This window comes from Gilliamella bombi (genome assembly GCF_900103255.1).
In the GTDB taxonomy this organism is placed as follows: domain Bacteria; phylum Pseudomonadota; class Gammaproteobacteria; order Enterobacterales; family Orbaceae; genus Gilliamella; species Gilliamella bombi.
Genome location: NZ_FMWS01000012.1, coordinates 18,926 through 37,945 on the forward strand (window position 1 = coordinate 18,926; position 19,020 = coordinate 37,945).

Here is a 19,020-nt window from a genome sequence, read left to right on the forward strand (position 1 = left end):
CCATGCAATGTTATTCTGCTACATAAAATCTTAATAAAAAATTAGGTATATGCTAGTTAACACGTTATATAGTTTTAATTTTTTGAGGTGTGATTATACACTATATTTTTGTTATGCGTTATTAGGTAAATTGAGATTGCAAATTGCCCAAAAGGCAGCAATGATTTTCTCTGATAATCTTCTTTTTTGTACACAAATACCAACATCAAACGGTTCCATTAAGTTTGTTGACCATTCGGTTATGCGCTCTCTTATTCGTTCAGGGCTATTGTCCATTACGACTTTAGGTAATAAGGCTACCCCACAACCTAAAGCAACCATCGATACAATGGCTTCGTGTCCTGCGACCGTAGCATAAATTTTGGGATTGGAAATTTTTCTTTGCTTAAACCATAAATCAATACGGTGGCGACTAGGGCCATGTTCAGGCAATATAAAGGGAATATTATGCCAGTCAGGCTGTTTTTGATGTAATCTGTCACTAAACGTGCTATTAAGTTTAGGTATTAGCAATACCATTTCAATTTCGCCAAATTTTAAAAACTCAATACCAGTAGGGAGCTGTTTTGGTTTGCCTGCTATAGCTAAATCGGCTTCATTTGCTTGAATTTTCTTTACAGCGTCAGCAGCATCACCCGTTGATAGTTTGATTTCAACTAGAGGATAGTGGATCCTAAAGCGATCAAGTATTTCAGGTAGATGGCTATATGCAGCGGTGACTGAACAAAATAGAGTGAGTTCGCCGACAATTTGTTGGTTAGATTGATCTAAATCATATTTTAGTTGTTGGTGCATGTTTATTACTTGTTGAGCAAAACGTTTAACTTTTTCGCCCTCCGAAGTGATTTGTACTTGCCTATTGTCGCGAATAAATAGCGCGTGACCAAAATGTTCTTCAAGTCGTTGGATCTGCCTTGATAAGGTTGATGGACTAACATGCATAGCATTTGCCGTTATACCAAAGTGACAGGTTTCGCATAAATGTAAATACAATTTTAAATCACGAATGTTCATAGCAAATCCCAGTTTTTATACTTAAACATATAGTTACCTGAAACTTTTTAACAAAAAGCAGTAAATAGTGCATTACTTATTAAGTCAAATATTATGCATAGATAAATAAATAAGGCAAATAACGTTGCATATAACATCAATAGCAAAACAGACAGATACCTGCTAAAATATGTGATTATTTTTGTGTGAGTTAAAACAGTTTTATGATAGAACAAGCTTATTTAGACGAAGTTAATGCACGTCGCACTTTTGCAATTATTTCTCACCCCGATGCTGGTAAAACAACCATTACCGAAAAAGTATTGTTATTTGGTCATGCAATTCAAACAGCTGGTACAGTTAAAGGCCGTGGCGCTAATGCCCAGCATGCTAAGTCAGACTGGATGGAAATGGAAAAGCAACGTGGTATTTCAATTACTACATCTGTGATGCAGTTTCCTTATAATGACTGCTTAGTTAATTTATTAGACACTCCAGGGCACGAGGATTTTTCTGAAGATACTTATCGTACGCTAACAGCGGTTGATAGTTGTTTGATGGTAATTGATGCAGCAAAAGGGGTTGAAGATCGTACTCGCAAATTAATGGAAGTGACACGATTACGCAATACACCAATTTTAACCTTTATGAATAAGTTAGACCGTGATATTCGCGATCCAATGGAACTGCTTGATGAGGTTGAAAACGAGTTAAATATTATGTGCGCCCCTATTACTTGGCCGATTGGTTGTGGCAAGTTATTTAAAGGTGTTTACCATTTAGCTAAAGACGAAACTTACCTTTACCAATCAGGGAAAGGTCATACAATACAAGAGGTCCGAATTATTAAAGGGTTAACTAACCCTGATTTGGATTTAGCGGTGGGTGATGATTTAGCGCAGCAACTGCGTGAAGAGCTTGAATTAGTGCAAGGCGCATCAAACGAATTTGATTTAGATGCTTTCTTGTCAGGCGATTTAACGCCAGTCTTTTTTGGTACGGCATTGGGTAATTTTGGCGTGGATCATATGCTTGATGGTTTAACAGCTTGGGCACCAACTCCTCAACCTCGTCAAACCGATAAGCGTGAAGTCGAATCATCAGAAGAAAAGTTCAGTGGTTTTGTTTTTAAAATTCAAGCCAATATGGATCCTAAACACCGTGACCGCGTTGCATTTATGCGCATTGTATCGGGTAAATATGAAAAGGGCATGAAGTTACGACATGTACGTATTGCTAAAGATATCAATATTTCTGACGCCTTAACATTTATGGCAGGTGATCGTGAACATGTTGAAGAAGCCTATGCTGGTGATATCATTGGTTTACATAATCATGGCACGATTCAAATAGGTGATACTTTTACACAAGGTGAAGATCTAAAATTTACAGGCATTCCTAACTTTGCACCAGAACTGTTTCGCCGAATTCGCCTTAAAGATCCGCTGAAACAAAAGCAACTTTTAAAAGGACTGGTTCAGCTTTCAGAAGAGGGCGCAGTACAAGTTTTCCGCCCATTAACCAATAATGACTTAATTGTGGGTGCTGTTGGGGTTTTACAGTTTGATGTGGTGGTTGCTCGATTAAAATCAGAGTATAACGTCGAAGCCATTTATGAGCCAGTTAATGTGACAACAGCGCGTTGGGTTGAGTGCTCAGATGTGAAAAAATTGGAAGAGTTTAAACGTAAATGCGAACAGAATTTGGCATTAGATGGTGGTGATAACCTTTCTTATATTGCGCCAAGCATGGTTAATTTGAATTTGACGCAAGAACGGTATCCTGATGTTGAATTTAGAAAAACTCGAGAGCATTAAATTTTTTATTTTTTAATTACGGACTTTATTAAGATACATTTGTATTTTTATTAAATTACTTTTTGTATTATTTTTTAAACTGAGTTGAGTGAGCAGATATTATGGTTTATAAAGACAAAAAATTAATTAATTTTATTTTTAGTGGGGTTATTGGGTTACTGCTTGCCACTTCACCATCTTTTGCCATCGAAAATAAGCTTACAAAGCCAGTTTTGATAGAAAAGGTACAACAAAGCGAACGTGATAAGCGTCAATATGAAGTGATTGAGCTAGCAAATAAAATGCGAGTGTTGCTTGTTTCTGATCCTAAAGCAGTTAAATCATTGGCATCATTAGCACTGCCCGTTGGTTCGTTGCAAGATCCTAAAGATCAGCAAGGTTTGGCGCATTATACTGAACATATGGTGTTAATGGGGTCAAAAAATTATCCTGAACCAGCTAGCTTTTCTCAGTTTTTAAGTCGTCATGCGGGTAGTTATAACGCCAGTACTGCCACACATCGAACTGCGTTTTATTTTGAGGTCGAAAATAGTGCATTTGATAAAGCGCTAGATCATTTAGCCGATGCTATTGCCGAGCCCAATTTAGATCCTAAATTTGCCGATAAAGAACGCAATGCTGTTAATGCCGAAATGACGATGGCTAGATCGAACGATGGTTTTCGTATTGAACAAGTTAATTCCGAAACTATTAACCCTAATCACCCATCGTCACAATTTTCGGGTGGTAATTTAGAAACATTAAGTGATAAACCAAGTAGTAAATTACAAGATGCTTTAGTGACTTTCCATAAAGATTATTATTCGTCTAATATCATGGTGGGGGTAATTTATAGTAATCAGTCGATCAATAAATTGGCAAAGTTAGCTCAAAACACTTTTGGTAAAATCCCTAATAAAAATATTAATGCTCCAATAGTTGATAAGCCAGCGATCACACCAAATGTGCTAAGCAAACGGATTGCAATGGTGCCAGCGCAACCTAAGAAATTGCTATTTTTACAATTTCCAATGGAAAACAATTTAGATAAATTTGCTGATAAAAGCGATGAATATATTACTTATTTAATTGATAATAGTAGCTCCAACACGTTGTCTGATCAGTTACAAAAGCAGGGGCTTATTGAAGGTATTAGTTCGTCTATCAACCCTATCCGTTATGGTAATAGCGGTATGTTGAGTATTAATGTGAGCTTAACCGACGATGGTCTCGCTCAAAAAGATAAAGTTATTGGCGCTATTTTTAATTATTTACAGTTAATTCAAAAGCAAGGAATTTCTGATGCTTATTATGAAGAACTTAAGAAAGTCTTAGCGTTAGAATTTAAGTATCAGGATGTTGAGCGTGATATGTCTTATGTGGAATGGCTATCTGATCAGATGTTGTTGTACCCCGTTAAAAATATATTAAATTCTGATTTTATTGCTAATAATTTTGATAAAACAGCGATCACCGCTCGTTTAAAAAGCCTAACGCCCGATAACGTTAGAGTTTGGATTATTTCACCAAATCAAACAACTAATAAGACAGCTTATTTTGTAGACGCACCTTATAAAATCGATAATATTACTAGTGAGCAAAAAGCGAATTGGTTGGCTTTAGGCAAAAATTTCACATTTAGTTTACCTGAATTAAATCCTTATATTCCCGACGATTTTTCAATTGTGAAGCAAAACCGTGCTCAAGCTCAACCAGCTGGGTTTAGTAAACGGGGTAATCATCTTCATTTTGTTAGTCAATATTTCAAAACTGAACCTAAAGCGGCGATTGTGGTTTCGTTACGGAATAACGAGGCTTTTAGTGATGCTAAAGCAGAGGTCGCTTTTAATTTACTTGATTACATTGCAAGTCGTAATTTAGAACAATTACTATTTCAGGCAGGCGTTGCGGGTATTTCGTTGTCAACGGATGATGATAATGGCTTAATGATTTCAGCCAGTGGTTTTAGTCAGCATTTACCAAAAATGGTGACAGCAATTCTTAATAGTTATCGCAATGTGACGATTGATGATCAAAGCTTAGTGTTAGCTAAATCTTGGTATTTGCAGGAATTGGATAAATCTGAGCATGCTAAAAGTTATTGGTTGGCGGTTAATCCTGTTAATGAATTGTCAGATTTACCATATTTTGAACGGGATGAAAGACGTCAAATTACAGCAACCATGACTATTAATGACGTGTTAACTTATCGCGATAATTTATTAACCCACTCAGTACCTTATATGCTTAGCTTGGGTAATTTGTCTAACGAGGATTCTTTAGATCTTTATCATTCCATCCAAAAAACACTAGTGCGTGATGTTGAATTTACTCCTGTTGATAATATTCAGATTAAAAAATCATTGGAGGCCAAAATGACTCAATATGCGAAAAGCACTGATAATGCTTTGATGATGAGCTATATTCCAACGGGTTATGATCGAATTGGTAGTAGTATGTTAAGTTATACGCTGTCTAAAATCATATCACCATGGTTTTTTGATCAATTGCGTACTAACGAGCAACTCGGCTACGCTGTATTTGCTGGCCCTGTTACAGTTGGAGATTCAGTTGGAATGAGTTTTATCATTCAAAGCAACCAATACGATCCAGCTTATTTATTTAAGCGTTACCAAGAATTTTATCCTGTTATATCAAATAAGCTTAAAGCATTATCTAAAGAAGATATTGAGCAATATAAAAAAGCGGTACTTGATGAATTGAAAATGCCTCCGCAAACATTGGATGAAGAGTTTAGTCGTTATATGGCTGACTATCGAAATTCGCGTTTTACGTTTGATTCACGGCACAAAAAAATTGAACAATTGAAAAAAATCACTCAACAAGATTTAGTTGATTTTTATAACCGTTCAGTGATGGATAAAAAAGGTTTTGTATTTGCATCGCAAGTTCTTGGTAAGCGTGAAGATAATGCTAAACAACCAGAGGCAATTTCTGAGTTTACTGAATTTGAAAATGTATCGGCATTGCAAGATGTGTTATTAAAATAGTTGTTAAAAATATAGGCTACACCTAAAACATTTTGCCAAAAATTGGCATTGCTATCACCTTGTGATACACTGCCAAAATCCTAATAGTTTGAGTGTATTATGATTACTGGATCGATTGATTATTGTGCTATAGGTCAGCGTCTGCGTGCGTATCGGATTGCTGCCTCTTTGAAGGCTGAAGATGTTGCAGAAAGTCTTAAAATTTCAAGAGCAGCAGTATATCGGTTAGAAAAAGGTGAGATCGTTAAAATTGAAACTCTAGAGCGATTGGCTTCCTTACTTGATACGTCTTTTGCTAGTTTACTTGGCATTGATACTGAATACTATTCGAGTGGTGAAGGCTTTTTTGAACGTATGCGTCAATTAGAAGAGCAATCAACTCATATCTATTCTCATTTCGATCCTTTTTCCTTTTTATTAACTTCTTCTGATTATTTGTCTCATTTAGCAATGATGTTAAATGAATCGAGTAACCCCGCTGATCCTCAAAAATATGCCACTACCTTATCCATTTTAAAAGATCGTAAAACTCAGTTCTGTCAATCAATTCCAAAAGTTATTAATTTAATCAGTTTACGTAATGTAGAACGTTTTTTACATATTGGTTTGGTTGGTAATTTAACCATTTCGCCGGGTAAAAAATCGGAAAGAATGCTACTAGCACGCAAAGAAGTTTATCACTTAATTCAGTTAATTGAACAACAATCTCTTGCGCCAACAATTGCTATTACACAAGAAGCTATTCCGTCAATTGCTTTTCAGATTTTTTATCAAGATGGGAATCCTATTTCATTAGCAATGAGCCCATTTCGATTAGGTGAGTTACCTAATGTTACTACCGGTATTGCATCGATTACGTCATCTTATGATGCAATTAAACGGTATCGCCATTTATTTGATAAGTTATGGGAAAATAGTGCTAAAGATAAGCAAGCAATTGATTTATTGAAAGCGACGTTAGAGAAATTTTAAAGAATATTAAAGAGAGTCCTTATGTTATCCTTAACATTACAACCGATAAAAAGATTTAATGGTACTATCAATTTGCCTGGTTCAAAGAGTGTTTCTAATCGTGCTTTATTACTATCAGCATTGAGTAAAGGTAATACACGGTTAAAGAATTTACTTGATAGTGATGATGTGCGTTATATGCTTGATGCGCTTGCAGCGTTAGGTGTGAAGTATCAGCTATCACACGATCGCACGATTTGTGATGTGCAAGGTGTGAGCGGTATTTTGCAACCCGACCATGCATTAGAGCTTTTTTTAGGTAATGCTGGCACAGCAATGCGTCCTTTAGCTGCTACGTTATGTCTTGGAAATAATAATATTGTGTTAACGGGCGAACCTCGCATGAAAGAACGCCCAATTGGTCATTTGGTCGATGCTTTGCGACAAGGTGGAGCTAAAATTGATTATCTTGAAAATGAAGGTTATCCACCACTACATATTCAAGGTGGTTTTACAGGTGGTGATATTAAAGTTGATGGTTCGGTCTCTAGCCAATTTTTAACTGCACTATTAATGGCTGCGCCATTAGCAAAACAAGACACAGAAATTACTATTATTGGTGATCTTGTTTCTAAACCTTATATTGATATTACAGTCAAAATGATGGCTATGTTTGGTGTTTTGGTTACCAATCACAATTATCAAAAATTTACTGTTAAAGCTAATCAGTGTTATCAATCGCCGGGAGATTATTTAGTTGAAGGGGATGCGTCTTCTGCTTCTTATTTTTTAGCAGCGGCTGCAATTAAAGGTGGTAGTGTTAAAGTAACTGGCATTGGAAAAAATAGCTTACAAGGCGATACCCAATTTGCTCATGTGCTTGAAAAAATGGGGGCTAAAGTTATTTGGGCTGATGATTATATTCAATGCTCTCGTGGTGAATTACACGGTGTTGATATGGATATGAATCATATCCCAGATGCAGCAATGACTATTGCCACAACAGCGCTGTTTGCTAAAGGTCCAACTACAATTCGTAATATTTACAATTGGCGAGTTAAAGAAACTGATCGTTTATATGCGATGGCAACAGAATTAAGAAAGGTTGGCGCAACTGTTGATGAAGGTCACGATTATATTACTATTATTCCTCCAGTTAAATTAAACCATGCCGAAATCGAAACCTATAATGATCACCGTATTGCTATGTGTTTTTCGCTAGTGGCGCTTTCTGATACTTCTGTGACGATATTAGATCCTAAATGCACAATGAAGACTTTTCCTGATTATTTCGAACAATTTAAACGATTAAGCGAAGAATGAAATGAATAAATCTGTTCCCGTTATTGCTGTTGATGGACCAAGTGGTGTCGGTAAAGGTACGTTATGTCAAGCATTAGCCAATCATTTTAAATGGCATCTTTTAGATTCTGGTGCTATCTATCGTGTGCTAGCACTTAGTGCGCTTAAGCAAGATATTGCGCTAGATGATGCCAATAAACTTGAACAACTAGCTCTTAATTTGCCACTAACGTTTGATACGCAAGGTTATAATGTTAAAGTGTTATTAGATCAGATTGATGTGACTAAAGAAATCCGTACAGAACAGACGGGGGGAGCCGCATCAAAAGTGGCGGCAATTAATTCGGTTAGAGTAGCTTTATTACAACGTCAACGAGACTTTAAGCAAGCACCTGGATTGGTTGCAGATGGTCGTGATATGGGCAGTGTAGTATTTAGTGATGCCCCTGTTAAGATATTTCTTGATGCTAGTGCCCAATCTCGTGCAGAAAGGCGAATGAAACAGTTGCAAGATAAGCAAAATAATGTTAAATTCGCCGAAATTTTGCAGGAAATAACTGTGCGTGATGAAAGAGATCGTCATCGCGCCGTTGCGCCACTTAAACCTGCAATTGATGCTCTAATAATTGATACTACATCACTGTCTATTGAAGATGTTTTTAATCAATCTATTAAGTATATAAACGAAAAACTTGCGTTGTAACTTAAATTATAGCGTGAAACTAGCTCCATTATAAGGATGTATGGAGTATTATAAACAACCCCACAAGACAGGATGTAATGTGGACGTTAAAATTAACTTAAGTATATAAATATGACTGAATCTTTTGCTCAACTCTTTGAAGAGTCTATCAATCAACTAGACACTCGTTCTGGTAATATGATCCGTGGTACTGTCGTTGCAATCGACAAAGATGTTGTTTTAGTTGACGCTGGTTTAAAATCTGAATCAGCGATTCCAGTAGAGCAGTTTAAAAATGCCCAAGGCGAATTAGAAGTTCAAGTCGGCGACGTTGTTGACGTTGTGCTTGACTCAATCGAAGATGGTTTTGGTGAAACTATCTTATCTCGTGAAAAAGCTAAGCGTCATGAAGCATGGCTTACACTAGAAAAAGCAGTTGAAGATGCTGCAACAGTTTTAGGTGTTATCAATGGTAAAGTTAAAGGTGGCTTTACGGTTGATCTTAATGGCGTTCGTGCGTTCCTTCCAGGTTCACTAGTTGACGTTCGTCCATTACGCGATACTTCTCATATTGAAAATAGAGAAATCGAATTAAAAGTTATTAAATTAGATCAAAAACGCAACAACGTTGTTGTTTCACGTCGTGCAGTTATTGAATCTGAAAATAGTGCAGAAAGAGAACAACTTCTTGAAAATCTACAAGAAGGTTCTGAAGTTAAAGGTATCATCAAAAATCTTACCGATTACGGTGCATTTGTTGATCTTGGTGGGGTTGATGGGTTACTTCACATTACAGACATGGCTTGGAAACGTGTTAAACACCCAAGTGAAGTGGTTGAAGTTGGTCAAGAATTACTTGTTAAAGTACTTAAATTTGACAAAGATCGTTCACGTGTATCACTTGGCTTAAAACAATTAGGTGAAGATCCATGGGTTTCAATCGCTAAACGTTATCCAGAAGGTACTAAAGTAACAGGTAAAGTAACTAACTTAACTGACTACGGTTGTTTTGTTGAAATTGAAACAGGTGTTGAAGGTTTAGTTCATGTTTCTGAAATGGACTGGACAAACAAAAATATTCATCCATCTAAAGTTGTTAGCTTAGGTGATGTTGTTGAAGTTGTTGTGCTTGAAATTGACGAAGAACGTCGTCGTATTTCTCTTGGCCTTAAACAATGTAAACCAAACCCGTGGTTACAATTTGCTGAAACACATAATAAAGGTGATAAAGTTAGCGGTAAGATCAAATCAATCACTGATTTTGGTATCTTTATCGGTTTAGAGGGCGGTATCGACGGTTTAGTTCATCTTTCAGACATTTCTTGGAATATGCCTGGCGAAGAAGCTGTTAAAGCTTATAAGAAAGGTGATGATATCGAAGCTGTTGTTTTACAAGTTGATGCAGAACGTGAACGTATCTCTCTAGGTATTAAACAATTAGAAGATGATCCATTCAGTAGCTTTGCTTCTAACTATAAAAAAGGCACAATAGTTAAAGGTACAGTAAGTGCAGTTGACGCTAAAGGTGCAACCATCGAAATCGCTGAAGGTATTGAAGGCTACTTAAAAGCACAAGATATCGCTCGTGAGCGTATTGAAGATGCAACAACTGCATTAAAAGTTGGTGATGAAGTTGAAGCTAAAATTGTTAACATCGATCGTAAAACTCGTGCAATTTCGTTATCAGTACGAGCGAAAGATGAAGCTGATGAAAAAGAAGCTCTCGCAGCAGTAAACAACACAGCAACTCAAGAAGATGCATCATTTACTAATGCAATGGCAGAAGCATTCAAAGCTGCATCAAAAACTGAGTAAAAAATATTTATGTAAAGAGTAAAGAGGGCTTGCCCTCTTTTTCTTTTATGGGATAAAATGAAATAGTTACATGCCACATAAATAAATTAGGAGTGATCATGAACAGATCAGATTTAGTAGAACGAATTGTTAACTGGCGGACACATCTCCCTGTTCAACTAGTTGATGATTCAGTTAGAGATATCATTGAACAGATCGCTTTAGCTATGGAAAGTAACGATCGTGTAGAAATTCGAGGTTTTGGTAGTTTTAGTTTGAACTATCGGGCACCACGTAAAGCAAGGAATCCAAGAACTGGTGGTAATGTTGAAGTGAAACATAAATATATACCTCACTTCAAACCAGGTAAAGAATTACGTGAAAGAGTAAATAATGCTGCAAACGCATAATCTTTAAATTTCACACCTAGATGGAAGCCTTTGAGTTAAATCAAAGGCTTTTTTGTTTTAGCTAGTTTAATTTCTATCATCTAGTCGTACTTACTTATTTAAATAACCTTTACCATTTATCATTAAGGAAAAACCAGTCAACGTTATGTTGATTTAAGTCGTTAAATCCCTCTTTTAAAATATGCAATATTGCGAATAATTTCAGTAAATTTCATTAAGATTAATGATTAAAATGGAACAAAGATCGAAAAATTCAACATCAATTATTTTTTTATAATATCAAGTGATAAACTTATATTGTTCAATTTAAAGATGGTAAAGTGCTAGTGCAAAAAATTTGTTCTTTGGATTTAATGGCTATCATGTTTTCATTAGGTTGTTTGCCATTACTCTTTTTGCCCCATTTATTGTCTGATCTATATTGGTGTTTACTTGCTTTTATCTTGTTTTTAATTGTGTTAACCGTTCCTGTTAATTTTCGTTGGTATTTATCTGTTTTTGTTGCATTTAGTTTAGGTTTTTTGTGGTCAACTGCTTATTCTAAGCAATATTTATCCAACATTTCTCCCTATATTGATAAAACGCTAGTTGTTCATGCCAAAGTAGTTAATATCAATACTCATCAGGCAGCAACGGTCAACGGACCTTATTACATGTCATTTTCTATTTTTTCCATTTCAGATGTTACGCTTGCAAATGATATTCCGATTTCTGTTTACTGGGATAGGTTAGATCCTCCTAAATCTGGGGAAATTTGGCAATTGACACTAAAAACAAAAGTTGTACATGGATACTTAAATGATGGAGGATTTGATAGCCAACGCTTTTCGATAGCAAATCGTAGCTTATTATCGGCTAAATTGGTTGATGCCAAGTTATTAAATGATAAATCTGACTTAAAACAATATATTACTGATTTGGCTATACCTTATATCGATTTATTTATTTATAAAGGTATTTTGCTAGCCCTTGCTTTTGGTGATCGTTCTCAATTAGATGACGAGCATCGTATGGTAATGATGCAAACAGGTATTGCTCATTTAATGGCTATATCTGGTATGCATATTTTAGTTGTTTATGGACTTAGTTGCTTTTTGGCTAAAGCTATACTGTTTTTTATTCCAAAGCGTTTTATCTATTTTTTTGTACCAATTATAATAGGGTGGTTATGTGCATTTTTTTATGCATGGTTAACAGGTTTTAATCCGCCTACTTTGCGAGCTATTGTTGCTTTGTCAATTTGGATCTATTTTCGTTATAAAAAATATAAAATAAGTTCATGGCAAAAAATCAATCGGATCATTGCGTTGTTATTATTATTTGATCCATTGATGATTTTATCTGAAAGTTTTTGGTTATCTTGCTATGCAGTAATAACTTTAATTTTTTTGCATGATTGGGCGCCGCTTTCCAAAGCAGTAAGGCATAAAAAACGTTGGTATATAATTAGGATATTGTATTTGCAGTGTGGGTTAACCTTATTGCTGCTTCCAATTCAGTTTTTTGTTTTTCAAGGTGTTAGTGGAGTTTCGATTTTAACAAATCTAATTGCAATTCCTGTTATTTCATTAGTTACATTTCCTACCATTTTATTGGCGTTAATATTTAGTATTTTTGATTGTTTTTCTATTGCCTTATGGTTTTGGCTAATTGCTGATAAATCTCTAGAATGGCTATTTTTGAGTTTAAATTGGCTTAATCAATTATGGATTAACATCCCTTCAGATTTTTATTTATTAGGTCTTTTAGGTTGGTTAACTTTAGTGATAATCCGTACAGGTGTTTGGCAACGCTTTAGCATTACTTTGCTCGTAATTTTGATGATACTGGTTACCCCTTTTTTTAAACAGCAACACTATCGTTGGCGGTTAGACATGTTAGATGTAGGTCATGGATTAGCTATCGTTATCCATGATGGTAAGTCTGCAATTTTGTATGATACAGGAGCTAAGTGGGAAAAAAGTTCCGCTATGGAAAGGGTTATTATTCCTTTTCTACAATGGCATAATTTGAATGTACAAGGTATTATTATTAGTCATCAACATAATGATCATGTTGGCGGTTTGAAATTAATTCAACTTATTTATCCTGAGGCATGGTTAATGAGTTCGTCTTCTGACTTTAATAATGATTATCAATGCTTAGCAGGTAATAGTGTTATTTGGAATGATCTGACGTTTAATGTGCTGTGGCCTAATCAGCTGGTTAGCGATGCTCAAAATAAGGATTCCTGTGTGGTGCAAGTTACCGATGGACATTTTTCTGTATTGTTAACCGGAGATCTAGAACGTAATCAGGAATATCAATTAGTTACTAAATATCGAAATCAGCTAACGTCTACTATTTTACAAATCCCCCATCATGGTAGTAGTACATCGTCAAGTTATACATTTTTAAATCATGTTAAACCAGTAAAGTCTTTGGCGTCTACATCTCGTTATAATCCTTGGAAACTCCCCTCCAATAAGGTAATGGCAAAGTATAAAGATTTACAATTAGACTATTATGTTACTGCTAGAACAGGTCAAATAAGTCTTTTTTTTGATAAACAAACATGGAAGCTAAAAACTATGCGAGGTGAAATTAAACCTAGATGGTATCATGATTGGTTTGGTAGTTTACCAAATTATGAGTAAAATAGGCTATCGTTTGCTATAGGCAACTATAATAATTGTTATATTGAGATATAAAACAATTTTACTAAATGTAATTGAGTGATGTTAAAGTTATGATTGAAAAACTGTGGTATGGTAAAAATCGTTTATTTTGGTTATTCATACCATTTTCCTTATTATATGGTTTAATTGCTATTTTCCGTCGCTTTTTATATCAAGTTGGTATTTTAAAATCTTGGCGATCTCCTGTACCTGTTATTGTTATTGGTAACTTATCTGTTGGTGGTAACGGTAAAACGCCACTAGTTATTAGTTTAATTGAATCGTTAAAACAAAAAGGATTACAGGTTGGAGTCGTTTCACGAGGATATGGAGGCAAAGCTGATAACTATCCGCTTATTTTAGATAATACAACCACAACCGAACAAGCAGGTGATGAACCTGTGCTTATTTATCAACGTACTAGTGTACCTATTGCTGTCTCACCTTATCGCTCTGAGGCTGTTCAAGCGTTATTAAAGCACTACCAATTAGATGTTATTTTGACTGATGATGGTTTACAACATTATGCTTTAGCGCGTGATATTGAAGTGGTGGTGATTGATGGAAAGCGCCTATTTGGTAATGGATGGTGGATGCCGGCAGGGCCAATGCGAGAGCGTGAAAGTCGGTTAAAATCGGTTGATCTTATTGTCATCAATGGTGATAGTGTAAATAATTTAGCGCAGCAGTATCCTAATAAAACCTTTACTATGCAATTAATGCCCCTGTATGCAGTGAATTTACTTACTCAAGAAAAAAGAGCGTTATCTTCGTTGTCAAATATATGTGCTATTGCTGGTATTAGTAATCCAAAACGTTTTTTTGATATGTTAAGTAAATTGCAAGCGGATGTGGTTGAAACCGTTTCCTTTGCCGATCATCAAAAATTTACTTTACCGTTGTTAAACAATGTTGCACGTAATAAACAAACACTTTTAATGACTGAAAAAGATGCAGTTAAATGTAGACAATTTGCTCAACAAAATTGGTGGTATCTGCCCATCGATGCGGTAATACCTGTGCAAGTTATTGATCAAATCTGTTTATTACTAGCTAAGACAAAATCCCAAGAGAAGAAAAAATGAAAGATATCCTATTAAACGCACTTGCTTGTCCTAAATGCCATGGTCAATTGCAATATAATGCTACTAATCAGCAGTTAATTTGTCATACAGATAATTTAGTTTATACAGTTAAAGATAATATTCCGGTGTTGTTAGAATGTGAAGCTAAACCACTTAACCAATCTGAATGTATTCAAGAATAAATAATAAGGTCTTAATTATGAACTTTTCGGTTATTATTCCCGCTAGGTATGCTTCGAGCCGTTTACCTGGTAAGCCACTAGCGGATATTCATGGTAAACCAATGATTGTTCGTGTGATGGAGCAAGCAAAAAAATCATCAGCCAATCGAGTGATTATTGCCACAGATCATCAACAAGTTTATGAGGTAGTCAAGGAGTATGGTGGTGAAGTCATTCTGACAAGTGATAAGCATAATTCAGGCACTGAAAGGTTAGCAGAGGTCATTAATGCCTATCAATTTGCTGATGATGAAATTATTGTGAATGTACAGGGCGATGAACCCTTAATTCCGCCTGTTATTATTCACCAAGTGGCAGAAAATTTAGTGCAATATAAAACAGGAATGGCAACGTTAGCAGTGCCAATTGATTCTGTTGAAGAAGCATTTAATACGGGTGCAGTTAAAGTTGTGACAGATAAAGATGGTTATGCGCTTTATTTTTCTCGTGCAACCATTCCTTGGGAACGCGATCGTTTTGCGAAATCAGCTGAACAGTTAAAACCATCGAGTATCGGTGATTTTTATCTCCGCCATATTGGTATTTATGCTTACCGTGCTGGTTTTATTCGTCAATATATTAAATGGGCACCATCAACGCTTGAACAAATTGAAATGTTAGAGCAATTAAGAGTACTTTGGTACGGTGAAAAAATTCATGTCGCTGTGGCAAAACAACCTCCTGCAATTGGTGTCGACACTTTCGAAGATTTAGAAAAAGTAAGAGCGTTATTTAAGGAGTAAGCAATGGCAAACTTTACTGGCTTTAGCCAAGCTGGACTTAATTTTTTACAAGACGCTTGGATTAAAAACAGCAAACAGTGGTTTGAAGAGCATCGTGCTATTTATGATAACGATTTAGTTAAACCGTTTAGGCTTTTGGTTGAACAATTAACACCAGAGATGCTCAAAATTGATGAGTGGTTTGAAACTCGTCCTGCTATTGGTAAAACGATTTCACGTATACATCGAGATACTCGTTTTTCAAATGATAAATCACTTTATCGTAGCCGATTATGGTTGACATTTAAACGACCAAATAAAGATTGGAAAGAAGCGCCCGCTTACTTTTTTGAAATTAGCCCAAGCAGTTATCAATATGGGCTAGGCTATTATTGTTCATCAAAACAAACAATGGATATCTTTCGAGACGAAATTCTTAACGATACTAAGAAATTTTTAGCAATGATACGTTGCGTCAAAAAACCATTTGAGCTTGTTGGCGAAAGTTATAAACGCCCATTAATTAAAGAGCAGGACGAAAAAGTTGCAACCTGGTATAACCGAAAAAATATTGCGGTTATGGTGACAAGTAATCATATTGAGGATGTGTTAAATAGCGATTTACCCGATAAACTAATTAAAGGTTTTAAACAGTTAGTTCCACTTTATGATTATTTAATGCGGGTAGAAATGATTAAAAATATACCGACTCTTTAGCTTTGTTGAGTCGGTGTTTAATATTAAATATTAGGAAAATTCAATATAATTTCTTTAATACCATTAATTATGAATTGAGTTCCAACACAAACTAATAAAAAGCCCATAATTCTTGAAGTGGCTTCAATGCCACTTTTCCCCATAAAACGCATTATGCTACCTGCACTGCGCATGCAAAACCAAAGGATAATACATAACAATAAAGGCACTAAAATCGAAGCAGTATAAACAACCCAAGTTGAAACGTCATAACCTCCACTTTTTACTGTTGATGACATGCTTATTATCATTGCTATAGTTCCGGGTCCTGCTGTACTTGGCATGGCGAGAGGAACAAAAGCGATATTATTTGAGATCTCTTTCTTTTTTGCATCTGCTTCAAGAGTTTTGTGTGATGGTTGTTGTGGAAATAACATTCTAAAACCAATAACGCCAACAATCATGCCACCAGCAATACGTAATCCGGGAATCGATATGCCAAATGTGCTCATCACTAGTTGCCCACAATAAAACGATACAACCATAATTATAAACACATAAATACAGGTCAATTTTGATTGGTAATTCCGCTCTTCATTGGTCATATCGCCCGATAGACCTAATAACAGTACCACAGTGGTTAAAGGATTCGTTAAAGGAATAAATAAAATTAAACCAAAGCCGACAGTTTGTATAAGTTCCAACATAGATTTATTTTAAATCCAACAAAATTTGCAGCTAAGTATAATTGAAATAGACAGAAAATGATATATGGAGGTAGTTGTAATTCGGTATCGGATTTTATTACCATGTTTGAAAAAATTGTAGGCACTACACTGATAATTATAGGTCTAATATTAGTAGAAATAATGTCAAGCGTGAATGATTTTTATGCATTAGTAGATAAAATGTAATATCAAATTAAGGTTTGAAAGGAGTAATATTCGACTCCTTTCATTAAATCAAATTGAACTTTTAATACTTAAAATGGAATATCGTCATCAAAATCCATTGGTGGCTCTGGTGTTGCTGCTGGTTGCGCTGGTGTATTTTGCGTTAGAGGACGAGAAGGAGCCACTGGTGCAGATGAAGAATTATTAGCACTTTGTCCCCAATTTTGTGAACCATCGCCCATGTTTTCACCACCATTGCGTGTTGCTAAAATTTGTAAAGTACCACCAATTGGGTTGACTACAACTTCAGTTGTGTAACGATCTTGTCCTGACTGATCTTGCCATTTTCGAGTTTGTAATTGCCCTTCAATATAAATTTGGGAACCTTTTTTTAAGTATTCGCCAGCAATTTCAGCTAATTTACCGAATATAACAACGCGATGCCATTCAGTACGTTCACGGTATTCATTTGTTTGTTTATCTTTCCATGATTCTGATGTTGCAATGCTAATATTAGCAACTGCATTACCATTAGACATATAACGAACTTCGGGATCTTGACCTAAATTACCAACTAAAATGACTTTATTTATTCCTCTATTGGCCATTATTAACTCCTAAACATGACATAAGTATTTTAAGCTGCATATTGTAACATGAGACTGTAGTAATATCAGCGAATTTAATTTAATAATGGAATTTTTCTCCCATTTTATAAAGATATAGAAAGATTGGTTTAAACATAGGAATTTGCTGCCATAGCGAGTATAATGCCAAGCATTTGTTAATGTGATGTTCTAAAAGATTTTTCCTATAGGAGGCCTTATGATTAATGCGTTTGGATTAAAAAACAAACAATTAGTAAAAATTAATGAAGGCGATATAAATAATGCAACTTGGATTGATTTAATTGAGCCAGAAGAAGCTGATCGAGATTTTGTTTTAACACATTTAGGACAAAACTTAGCAACTAGTATTGAACTTGACGATATTGAAGCGTCAGCTCGTTTTTTTGAAGATAACGAAGGTTTACACGTCCACTCTTTCTTTTTTTATGAAGATGCAGAAGATCGTGCAGGCAACTCAACAGTAGCTTTTACAGTGCATAATGGTCGTTTGTTTACACTACGTGAGCGAGATTTACCAGCATTTCGTTTGTATCGCATGCGATCGCGCTACCAAGGAATGAACGATGGAAATCCTTATGAAGTATTACTTGATTTATTTGAAGTTAAAGTTGAGCAGTTAGCAGATCAAATTGAAAATATCTACAGTGAACTCGAAGAATTAAGTTTAATTATTATGGATCGTTCAGCTCAAGAGCATTACGATGAAGCTATTACCTCGTTGGCTGAACTTGAAGATACCGCGTGGAAAGTTCGTCTTTGTTTGATGGATAGCCAACGTGCAGTTAATTATTTAGTTCGCCGAGCAAAGATGCCAGTAGATCAACTAGAACAAGCTCGTGAAGTTATTCGCGATATTGAATCGCTTGTTCCACATAATGAGTCATTATTCCAAAAAGTAAACTTTTTAATGCAAGCTGCAACTAGTTTTATCAATATTGAACAGAGCCGAATTATCAAAATTTTCTCGGTTGTATCTGTTGTGTTTTTACCCCCAACGGTAGTTGCTTCAGCTTATGGTATGAATTTTGAATTTATGCCAGAATTAAAATGGGAATATGGTTATCCTTTTTCATTACTATTAATGTTGCTAGCAGGTGTTGCTCCTTATATTTATTTTAAACTTAAAAAGTGGTTGTAGATTTATTGATTTAAATTGAGTTTTTATTCGATAGTTTTTT

At 35.4% G+C, this 19,020-nt stretch carries 16 protein-coding genes; 13 read left to right on the top strand and 3 right to left on the bottom strand.

What is annotated here, in order from left to right:
* Positions 1-111: 111 nt before the first annotated feature.
* A complete protein-coding gene (gene ilvY / locus B9N71_RS02090; protein ID WP_085163939.1) occupies positions 112-1,014 on the bottom strand; it encodes an HTH-type transcriptional activator IlvY in 903 nt (300 codons plus the stop codon).
* A gap of 203 nt (positions 1,015-1,217) precedes the next feature.
* On the opposite strand from ilvY, the gene prfC reads away from it, so the two are divergent.
* The 12 genes from prfC (at position 1,218) to B9N71_RS02150 (ending at position 16,341) form a co-directional block, all read left to right on the top strand.
* Positions 1,218-2,810: a peptide chain release factor 3 gene (prfC, locus tag B9N71_RS02095; RefSeq protein WP_085163940.1), complete on the top strand. Its 1,593-nt coding sequence runs from the start codon at positions 1,218-1,220 to the stop codon at positions 2,808-2,810.
* A gap of 101 nt (positions 2,811-2,911) precedes the next feature.
* A complete protein-coding gene (gene ptrA / locus B9N71_RS02100; protein WP_085163941.1) occupies positions 2,912-5,800 on the top strand; it encodes a pitrilysin in 2,889 nt (962 codons plus the stop codon).
* A 99-nt stretch (positions 5,801-5,899) separates the two neighbouring features.
* The gene (locus B9N71_RS02105) at positions 5,900-6,772 is read left to right on the top strand and encodes a helix-turn-helix domain-containing protein (RefSeq protein ID WP_085163942.1); all 873 of its coding nucleotides are present in this window, start codon (positions 5,900-5,902) and stop codon (positions 6,770-6,772) included.
* A gap of 21 nt (positions 6,773-6,793) precedes the next feature.
* A complete protein-coding gene (gene aroA / locus B9N71_RS02110; RefSeq protein WP_085163943.1) occupies positions 6,794-8,074 on the top strand; it encodes a 3-phosphoshikimate 1-carboxyvinyltransferase in 1,281 nt (426 codons plus the stop codon).
* Between the two features lies 1 nt (position 8,075).
* Positions 8,076-8,756 (top strand): (d)CMP kinase, encoded by a 681-nt coding sequence (cmk, locus tag B9N71_RS02115; protein WP_085163944.1) that lies wholly within the window; start codon positions 8,076-8,078, stop codon positions 8,754-8,756.
* Between the two features lie 111 nt (positions 8,757-8,867).
* Complete coding sequence (gene rpsA, locus B9N71_RS02120; RefSeq protein ID WP_085163945.1) at positions 8,868-10,550, top strand: 30S ribosomal protein S1; 1,683 nt, start codon at positions 8,868-8,870, stop codon at positions 10,548-10,550.
* 98 nt (positions 10,551-10,648) lie between these two features.
* Entirely contained in the window at positions 10,649-10,939 is a 291-nt protein-coding gene (gene ihfB, locus B9N71_RS02125) for an integration host factor subunit beta (RefSeq protein WP_034912930.1), read from the top strand.
* Positions 10,940-11,292: 353 nt separating this feature from the next.
* Positions 11,293-13,575: a DNA internalization-related competence protein ComEC/Rec2 gene (locus B9N71_RS02130; RefSeq protein ID WP_085163946.1), complete on the top strand. Its 2,283-nt coding sequence runs from the start codon at positions 11,293-11,295 to the stop codon at positions 13,573-13,575.
* A gap of 92 nt (positions 13,576-13,667) precedes the next feature.
* Positions 13,668-14,681: a tetraacyldisaccharide 4'-kinase gene (lpxK, locus tag B9N71_RS02135; RefSeq protein ID WP_085163947.1), complete on the top strand. Its 1,014-nt coding sequence runs from the start codon at positions 13,668-13,670 to the stop codon at positions 14,679-14,681.
* Positions 14,678-14,863, top strand: coding sequence for a Trm112 family protein (locus B9N71_RS02140; RefSeq protein ID WP_065560220.1), 186 nt, complete (start codon positions 14,678-14,680; stop codon positions 14,861-14,863). The genes lpxK and B9N71_RS02140 overlap by 4 nt, the downstream gene beginning before the upstream one ends.
* A 17-nt stretch (positions 14,864-14,880) precedes the next feature.
* Entirely contained in the window at positions 14,881-15,645 is a 765-nt protein-coding gene (kdsB, locus tag B9N71_RS02145) for a 3-deoxy-manno-octulosonate cytidylyltransferase (RefSeq protein ID WP_065560221.1), read from the top strand.
* Positions 15,646-15,648: 3 nt separating this feature from the next.
* Positions 15,649-16,341 carry a DUF2461 domain-containing protein gene (locus B9N71_RS02150; RefSeq protein WP_085163948.1) on the top strand — a complete coding sequence of 231 codons (693 nt, stop codon included), beginning with the start codon at positions 15,649-15,651 and terminating at the stop codon, positions 16,339-16,341.
* Between the two features lie 23 nt (positions 16,342-16,364).
* Here B9N71_RS02150 and B9N71_RS02155 read toward each other — a convergent pair whose 3' ends face one another.
* Positions 16,365-17,027, bottom strand: coding sequence for a MarC family NAAT transporter (locus B9N71_RS02155; RefSeq protein ID WP_065589244.1), 663 nt, complete (start codon positions 17,025-17,027; stop codon positions 16,365-16,367).
* 275 nt (positions 17,028-17,302) lie between these two features.
* The gene (locus B9N71_RS02160) at positions 17,303-17,821 is read right to left on the bottom strand and encodes a single-stranded DNA-binding protein (RefSeq protein WP_065589243.1); all 519 of its coding nucleotides are present in this window, start codon (positions 17,819-17,821) and stop codon (positions 17,303-17,305) included.
* A 217-nt stretch (positions 17,822-18,038) separates the two neighbouring features.
* Here B9N71_RS02160 and corA point away from each other — a divergent pair, with 217 nt between their 5' ends.
* A complete protein-coding gene (gene corA, locus B9N71_RS02165; RefSeq protein WP_034912903.1) occupies positions 18,039-18,980 on the top strand; it encodes a magnesium/cobalt transporter CorA in 942 nt (313 codons plus the stop codon).
* Positions 18,981-19,020 lie beyond the last annotated feature (40 nt).